This is a genomic window from Methanohalobium sp. (assembly GCF_046546175.1).
GTDB lineage: Archaea > Halobacteriota > Methanosarcinia > Methanosarcinales > Methanosarcinaceae > Methanohalobium.
On sequence record NZ_JBKGYF010000135.1, the window covers coordinates 1 to 2,825 of the forward strand.

Genomic DNA, 2,825 nt, shown 5'->3' on the forward strand with positions numbered 1-2,825 from the left:
GTCCTCTGATTTCTTTTAATGCTTTTCTGACAATGTCAGAAACATCCAGTTTTGAAGCTACCTTGATATAGTAAATCTTTTCATTATATTTACAGTCGTCCAATTCTGAGTGTCCAAAATGGAAAAGTATGTCTACATTATCCAGAATATCAGTGTCAAGGTCACATGCACCATAACAGGGGTCTGCAGATATTAGTACTTCTACTCCTGTTGACCGTTCCAACTCTGTTGCAATAGCGATTGACTGTCTTTTCAGTCCTTCTGGCAGTTGAAGGCCCACTACGCTGGCTTCCGTTTTGATTATAATATTAATCAGGTATTCTGTTTGAAGTTCAAACCTTTCGTTATCAACCACCATTTACCCCCTTAATAGAAACACCATTTTCATCTACATCAATCTTTATAAGAGTTTTAACTCCAATACCCGTTTCTTTTAATTCTGATACCCCATCCCCGCGTTCGATGATAACAACAACATCGCATATATTAACTCCTGTATTAAGCAGTGCTTTTATTATAGATTTAAGGGTACCACCTGTGCTGATTACATCATCTACAACGATTACACGGTCACCCTTTTCACATCCGTTGATATAAAGTTCACCTTTTGAATAACCAGTACTCTGTGATACTGCTATTTCACCATCCAGTCCATATTTTCTTTTTCTGATAATTGATAGTGGGATACCGGTTTTCAGGGATAACGATGTTCCAATAGGAATACCCATAGCTTCGACAGACACTATTTTGTCCACATTCATGTCAGTTTTTTTAACTATATGACCGGTGATTTCCTGTAGCAGTTTGGGTTCAATTGATGGAATTCCATCTGTTATGGGATTGATGAAGTAATAATAACTGTTCTTTTTAATCACAGGCGATTTTTTTAAGGATTTTTGAAGTAATTCCAGCATGCTGTTTAGCTCCAACAGAACTTGATTAAAATATCAACAGTATTCTTGCAGATTTGAACATAAAAATTATACAGTTTCAAATATCAAAAAATCTCTGTGGTATATAATGTTAACCCTAAAAGTGTTTATAACCACAAACGTTTTCTTATAAGTATTGAACCTGCATTGAACAAAATACTGGATAGCTTGTGAAACCGTTGGTTTCCTTTGACCCCTACACCCCTTTCTCATGAATATGTAAGTATAATAACTGTTCATGTTTTTTGTACAACCTGAACATAATATTTAAAAAATTTATTAATTAAATTTTAGTCCTGACGGTTCTTAACAGTTAATATAATATATGGACAATTATAATCTACAGTCCGTGAAAATTAGAATTATGGAGGTTAAAAATGAGTACAATCGATAATTTGAAAGATGCATTCTCAGGCGAGTCAATGGCAAACAGAAAATATCTGGCATTTGCAGAAAAAGCTGACAAAGATGGTTATAAACAGATAGCTAAATTGTTCAGGGCTGCTGCAGCCGCAGAAACTGTCCACGCTCACAACCATCTGGATATTCTGGGTGAAGTCAAAAGTACTGATGAAAACTTACAGGAAGCCATAAAAGGGGAAACCTTTGAATTTGAACAAATGTATCCAGGGTATATAAAAGAAGCAAATGAGGAAGAACATACAAAGGCAGCATGGAGTTTCGATGTTGCAAATAAGGTCGAAAAGATTCATGCTGATTTATACCAGAAAGCACTGGATAATATGGGCAGCAATGAAGATGTAGATTACTATGTCTGTCAGGTATGTGGAAATACTGTAGAGAATGAAGCACCTGATGTCTGTCCAATATGTGGTGCTCCAAAATCAAAGTTTGAAAAAGTTGAATGAATGATTTCTATCCTCTTTTTTCTTCCTTTTCCTGTTTTTATTTTTAGTATCAAACCACACCTACAATACTGAAGAAACTGTGTCCAAACAATATCACTGTTATATTACTGGCAACAAGCAAAACACCCATTATATTAATAGAATGTTTGCCAAGTTTCCATCCCTTTTTTGATTTTTTATCCATTATATAACAAAAATACAAGAAGATAAGTACCAGCAACTTCAGGAGTGTCAGCCCTGTAAAACCGTATTCAGAAATTACTGCTGATGGTAAACTATTGCCTTCATAACCATAACCATATGTTATTGCAAACCATGTGGTCAGAATATCTCCGATTATATAGAATGCTATTATGTACCTTACCTCTACCAGGAACTTAAAAATCTGATGACTTAATAAACCGGTTAGATTGTTATAGGTACCCCTAAGGTTATAGTATTCTGTCCTAATATATACCCCCTCCTGTCTGAATCCCCAAATATCAAATCGAAAGATTAAGTACAAGTTATAACCTTATAAGAAATATGGTTTTTGAAATAAAGTTTCAGAATACAGTTACGTTATTGATCGCGATAACCCTATAATTTTTATATGTTGTATGAGAAGTTTCTTCTATGGATTATGTGGGGCTATTTGTTTTTTCCTTTGTATCAATATTTGTTATCGTAGATCCTCTTGCTGCAGTTGTAACCTTTGTTTCGTTAACAAACAAAATGGGTAATAATGAAAAAAACACCGTAGCAAAACGTTCGGTATTGCTTGCTTTTTGTGTTGCACTTGTTTTTGCTCTAACAGGCAATTTTGTGCTGGATATTTTCGGGATAGGAGTAGATTCATTACGAATTGCAGGCGGGATTTTGTTATTCACGGTTGCCCTGGATATGATGCATGCAAAAATATCAAGAGAAAGCATAACAAAAAATGAAATCACAGAATCCATAGACAGAGAAGATATCTGGATATTTCCGATTGCTCTTCCTCTTCTTACAGGGCCAGGAGCTATCACAACAGTAATTGTTCTTA

At 34.9% G+C, this 2,825-nt stretch carries 5 protein-coding genes; 2 read left to right on the plus strand and 3 right to left on the minus strand.

Going from position 1 to position 2,825, the window contains the following annotated elements:
• Together ACLFMM_RS09715 and hpt are read right to left on the minus strand one after the other, a co-directional pair.
• Nucleotides 1-358 (minus strand): diphthamide synthesis protein (locus ACLFMM_RS09715; protein ID WP_410808533.1); only part of this gene is annotated, 358 nt, incomplete at its 3' end.
• The gene (gene hpt / locus ACLFMM_RS09720; RefSeq protein WP_410808534.1) at nucleotides 348-914 is read right to left on the minus strand and encodes a hypoxanthine/guanine phosphoribosyltransferase; all 567 of its coding nucleotides are present in this window, start codon (nucleotides 912-914) and stop codon (nucleotides 348-350) included. The genes ACLFMM_RS09715 and hpt, both read right to left, overlap by 11 nt.
• Nucleotides 915-1,309: 395 nt before the next feature.
• Between hpt and ACLFMM_RS09725 the strand changes: the two genes are divergently transcribed.
• Nucleotides 1,310-1,801, plus strand: a complete 492-nt coding sequence (locus ACLFMM_RS09725; RefSeq protein ID WP_410808535.1) for a rubrerythrin family protein — start codon at nucleotides 1,310-1,312, stop codon at nucleotides 1,799-1,801.
• Between the two features lie 49 nt (nucleotides 1,802-1,850).
• On the opposite strand, the gene ACLFMM_RS09730 is transcribed toward ACLFMM_RS09725, so the two are convergent.
• Nucleotides 1,851-2,306 carry a DUF5658 family protein gene (locus tag ACLFMM_RS09730; RefSeq protein WP_410808536.1) on the minus strand — a complete coding sequence of 152 codons (456 nt, stop codon included), beginning with the start codon at nucleotides 2,304-2,306 and terminating at the stop codon, nucleotides 1,851-1,853.
• 110 nt (nucleotides 2,307-2,416) lie between these two features.
• On the opposite strand from ACLFMM_RS09730, the gene ACLFMM_RS09735 reads away from it, so the two are divergent.
• On the plus strand, nucleotides 2,417-2,825 hold a 409-nt coding region (locus ACLFMM_RS09735), incomplete at its 3' end, for a MarC family protein (RefSeq protein ID WP_410808537.1).